At 42.1% G+C, this 5,005-nt stretch carries 4 protein-coding genes; 3 read left to right on the plus strand and 1 reads right to left on the minus strand.

Going from position 1 to position 5,005, the window contains the following annotated elements; translation table 11 throughout:
• The first annotated feature begins 158 nt into the window (after positions 1 to 158).
• From Q0R35_RS07785 to Q0R35_RS07795, 3 genes are read left to right on the plus strand one after another with little or no spacing between them, the layout of a single operon-like run.
• Positions 159 to 845: a J domain-containing protein gene (locus Q0R35_RS07785; protein ID WP_295615682.1), complete on the plus strand. Its 687-nt coding sequence runs from the start codon at positions 159 to 161 to the stop codon at positions 843 to 845.
• 10 nt (positions 846 to 855) lie between these two features.
• Positions 856 to 2,160: a tetratricopeptide repeat protein gene (locus tag Q0R35_RS07790; RefSeq protein ID WP_295615685.1), complete on the plus strand. Its 1,305-nt coding sequence runs from the start codon at positions 856 to 858 to the stop codon at positions 2,158 to 2,160.
• 3 nt (positions 2,161 to 2,163) lie between these two features.
• A complete protein-coding gene (locus tag Q0R35_RS07795) occupies positions 2,164 to 2,550 on the plus strand; it encodes a hypothetical protein (RefSeq protein WP_295615688.1) in 387 nt (128 codons plus the stop codon).
• A 32-nt stretch (positions 2,551 to 2,582) separates the two neighbouring features.
• Here the strand turns inward: Q0R35_RS07795 and Q0R35_RS07800 are convergent.
• Positions 2,583 to 5,005, minus strand: a 2,423-nt coding sequence (locus tag Q0R35_RS07800) for a hypothetical protein (RefSeq protein ID WP_295615691.1), incomplete at its 5' end; no start/stop codon positions are given.

A 5,005-nucleotide genomic window follows, 5' to 3' on the forward strand; every position in this document is an offset into this window, starting at 1 on the left:
ACTTCTTTAAGAAGTCGGGGATCTGTGCTAGCCAGTTTGACAATTAATTGATAAAAAAATTTAACATAATAGCAATCTACGTCCCAAAATTTGGGCATACTAATCTCAGTCCTTCGATACATCTTATAGCGATCGGGTGAAGAGATGAGAATTTTGCCATGAGTACCCAATTAATCTTACAAGTTACCCCCGAAGATGAAGAGCTACAGCGTAAATCTGCGGAACTAGCAACACTCGAAACAGAATTAGTGCAAGGAGAGTTAGATTTAACCACCCTTCACGCTGAGTTACAGAATTTCGATCGCGAATATCAGCAAATTATCGGTACTCGATATACAGAACTCGATCGCATCGAGGAACAGATTGCTGAGTACATGGCATATCTGGAATCATCAACAGATTTTACCCCATCGGAAGATCTCAAAAAACTCTATCGAGAAGTCGCTAAACGCATCCATCCAGATCTAACCACAGATCCGGTTGAAAAAGTCCGCCGCCAAGAATTGATGATAGCTGCCAATCAAGCCTATGAAGCGGGCGATATCGAAGCACTCAAGGCGATTTTACATAATTGGGAAAGCAGCCCTGAATCAGTAAAAGGCGATGGAGTTGTAGCAGAATTAATCCGAGTGATTCGTAAAATCGCCCAATGTCGAGAACGATTACGTGCGATTAAACAAGAATTTGAAGCAGTTAAAGAAACAGAACTATATGAATTAAAATATCGATCTGATACTGCTAAAGAGGTGGGACAAGATTTATTAGCTGATATGGCTCAAGAGCTTGATGAGCAGATTAGACATGCTCAGGCAGAGCTACAAGAAATTAAGGAACAATTAAACTGAGCATATAAATATGACTTCCGAAAATTATCAAAATAATACTGATTCTAGCGATCGATATATGACAAGATACTCTTCTCCCATAATTAGCAGAGGTCTACAATTAGCCAAGAAAAATTCTGTAGCTACAATCAGTACTCATGATAAGCCACTCTCTTCTAATCAATACGATCGAGATGCTAAATATTTTTTTAATTTAGCTGTAGAGCAAATCGCATCATCAAATTATCAAGATGCACTTATAAATCTTCAAAAAGCACTTGATATCGATCCAGATTATTACGATGCTTATACTGTTCGTTCTTATTCGATTTACATACCATTAGGCTACTATCAAGACGCGATTGATGATTACACGCAAGCTTTACGGCTAAATCCTAAAAATGTTGAATCATTGACAAATCGTGGTTGGGTTTATGCTCAATTGGGATGTTATTTCAAGGCATTTCAAGATTACGATCTAGCCTTAATAGTTAAACCTGATTGTCAAATAGCATATATGAATAGAGGACTATCATACATGGACTGTAAAAATTACCAGAAAGCTATAAATGATTTTCAACAAGTTATTGAAATAAATCCTCTCAATGCAGATGCATATCACAATAAAGGGCTAAACTTAATATCTCTTGAGAATTATGAACATGCTTTGATAAACTTCAAGAAAGCTATCGGTATAAACTCAGAATATATAAATGCTCATCTGCATAAAGGGCTATGTTGCATCTATTTGGAAAAAATAAATCAAGCTGCTGAGGCTTTTTCATGTGCAATCGAGCTAAATAATGAATATGCTAAAAACTACTTAGAACAATTTAACGAACATGAAAAGCTATTATCTGCTGTTATTTTAATACTGATAAACCGTGGAAATATCCAGCATCAACAACAAAATCCTCATGCTGCACTTACGAATTATGAATTAGCTTTGAAAATCGATCCTAATTGTGAGTTAGCCATTCTAAAAAGAGGAGTGACTCGATATATTTTAGGAAGGAAGCAAGGAGCAATTGCTGACTATAATAAGGTTGTAAAACTTGACACAAAAAATTTGTGGGCGTACCTGCTAAGAGCAAAAGTTTTTTATGAACTTGGCTATGATGTACAAGCTAAAGAAGACAGTATAAAAAGTTACATATTATTAGGAAATAAGCTTTCAGAATCAGGTGATTACAAAGGAGCGATCGAATCTTATACAATTGCACTAAAAATAGATCCTAATAATGCCGAAGCATACAACAGAAGAAGTACGGCTCGATCGGCAATAGGCGATTATCAAGGCGCGATGGAAGATTTACAACGAGTAAGGATGATTTAAGCTATGGATATTCAGAGAATTCAAGAAATCAACAGTCAAATTACCTTAGTGTTAGATAATCCTAAATCTGTCAAGCTACAAGTTAAACAAATCAATCTATCCCAAAAGCAACTCCGAATTATTAAGAAAGAAATCAATGCTGTCATTCGGACTATCAATCAAAACGCTAATCAATCTCATGCTGATAGTGTCATATCTGTTGGTTTAGATATTTTTGGTAAACGTAAATGGGCGGGTACGGTTAGATCGGAAACACGACGGCAGATTGAACGAGAGAAAATAGACGCACGCCAACCATATCTGGAGATTAAAGATGCGATCGATAGATTAATATTAGAGGGAGATAGACTGAAGCTGATAGCTGAAGAATACATCTTAAACGAAGTCTAGCCGACTTGTGCATACACCGTAGTCATGACGATCTAAAATCCATAGCGAATCGAGACGCTAATGGTATTATCTTTATAAACATTTGCCGTCGAGCCGAGGGTGCGGCGGAAGTCGATTTCTGCTGCGTTCCAGCCTAAATAAATGGCTGAATTTGAATCGGGGTCGAGATCGTAGCTGAGATTTGCGCCGAAGGGATTGGTTGATATATTGCGATCGAATGCGCTGATAAATCCGCCGAGTTTAAGTCTGTCGGTAACTTTCCAGCCGATATTAAATACGGTTTTATTATCGACAGATTCTGATAATATATTACCAAAAAATTGCGTGCCGCCGATGGAAACATCGCCAAGATTGAGAGAGATTCCGGCATTGATAAAGCTTTGAGCGGAGCGGATGGGGAGCGATTGGATTGTAATTGCGCCATCGACGATATAGTTAGCATTAAATCCTAAAACGAGACTATTACGCGGATCGGATCCGAGTGGAATCGATTGAGTTGCATTGGCAAATAATTGACTGTAATATTCAGGATCGGGATTGAGATAGCCGATGCCGCCGACGTTAAAACTCAAGCCCACCGGATTGACGATCGCATAATCGGTACCGATATAAGCTTTAAGATTAGAGGTAGTTTTCGGCTCAAAACCTGCATTGACGATCGCACCAGTATAATATCGCCAGAGGCTATTTTCAGTCAGATTCGCGCCTGTAAAGCTAATGTGCGGATAATAATCGGTGCGCTGGCGAATCGTCTCGGTATCTACTCTCGAAACATCGCGATTAAATACGGTAACGTAGCCTTGCCCGTAAGCGTTTTGCAAGCCGCCAGAATTAAACCCGAAATTATTGAGACTGACTTCGATGGGGATATTCCCACCTTCGCCGCCACCACTAGCCACCACGCGGGGTTCGCGGAGGGTAATGTACCGATAATCGCGCGTAAATTCTCGCTCGACGACAGGAGACATGCCTACCCAGAGTGCCTGATGGCTGGCTCCGGGGGGAACTCTAGGATCTTTACCAAAACTAGGCGCAGAGCCAGTACCCGACTGATACACCGTCAGGCTATTATCGGGCAGGCGGAGGGCATTTGCGGCTCGAAATAGGTTGGGATTGACGACAACTCGCGCGCCTGTTTCGCCAGGAGCGATGCTGGGTTGAAATTCTGGTAGAATTTGACCGATCGCATTAGTCAAGGCATTTGCTAATTGATTGCGATCGCCGTTAACATAATTGAGCGATCGAATCGTGCGTCCTAATGTCGATTCTTTCCCATTTGTCGCAAAGTTCTTATTCATCCGGGCATAATGTACCGCCACCTCAGATCTATACGTTTCGTGGCGTTCTCCAGTTAAAACTGGGAGTGGCGAACCTGGCGGTGGTTCGACTAAGCCGACAGCGGGAAGATTTAAATCGATGCCAAAATTTTGTCCATTCGCACCGCCTTGAAATCCTGGTTCCCGAATTGCGGCTAGGGATGCAGGCGAAATTACATCGCCAAATTGGGAGGTAATATTGACACTTTTCGGCTGTAATTTCTGAGGATCGAGTACGCTCTCATCAATTTTAATCCCCGGTAAATAGGTACAAATTCGCCCGGAACCATCCAAACAGTTACCATCGAGACTAATTTGTTGGCGAAATCCTAGTAAAGTTTGCGGCTGGGCGACAGAGACAGCAATATTCTGGTTTTGAATGACACTCCGAATCCCTGTCGATTCTACCTGACTATTGACGCGAACTACCCGATCGGCGGTGACGCTTTGAATACTTTTAGCTCCAATTAGCTTATATACATCGAAACTTAAATCGGTATTGCGAAAATTCCCCGTCTCAAATCCGGCAACTGCTACTGTCGAAGTCAGGTGCGAAACTCGATTACCATTAAGGATAAATTGAGTAGAAAACGGATCGACAGCGTTAGGATCTAGTACCTGTGGGGCGATAATAAAGCGCGGATCTCTAGTTGGTGCTGTCGGCGCATTGGTTGAAGGTACTGCGGGGGTATTATTGGGCGCAAGAATTAGTTCTGGTGTCAGGATGGAATTAATCGGGAAAATTGAGCTACTGGGCAGGAGTAAGGCGGGGAGGGTAATGGGTAGTGATAGTGTCGGAATCCCGATTGGCGGAATTGGTGTCGTGACTTGGGCGATTTGAGTCGTGAGACGAGCGCACTCTTTGTTGTCTACTCCTGAATTAGGGCTAGTGCATACCGATGGGTAAAAACTAGCTTCGGTTGAGGTTGATTTACCCCCCCAACCCCCCCTTATAAAGGGGGGGCTTTCCTGCTCCCTCCCCTTTATAAGGGGAGGGCTGGGGTGGGGTAATGGACTATGCGGCACATCGATGCTCCGCTCGTCTTGAGTAGCCGCTGGTAATTCTGTCGATTGCACCCGCTCGGAGTTGCTAAACACGAGATACCAGCTAGCGATTGTCATGCCATAGCAGACTAATT

This window comes from Chamaesiphon sp. GL140_3_metabinner_50 (genome assembly GCF_025361915.1).
GTDB lineage: Bacteria > Cyanobacteriota > Cyanobacteriia > Cyanobacteriales > Chamaesiphonaceae > Chamaesiphon.

Bases quoted from the DNA above. Each gene is read 5' to 3' on its own strand.
- Q0R35_RS07795 (WP_295615688.1), top strand. From the start codon at position 2,164: ATGGATATTCAGAGAATTCAAGAAATCAACAGTCAAATTACCTTAGTG.
- Q0R35_RS07785 (WP_295615682.1), top strand. From the start codon at position 159: ATGAGTACCCAATTAATCTTACAAGTTACCCCCGAAGATGAAGAGCTA.
- Q0R35_RS07790 (WP_295615685.1), top strand. From the start codon at position 856: ATGACTTCCGAAAATTATCAAAATAATACTGATTCTAGCGATCGATAT.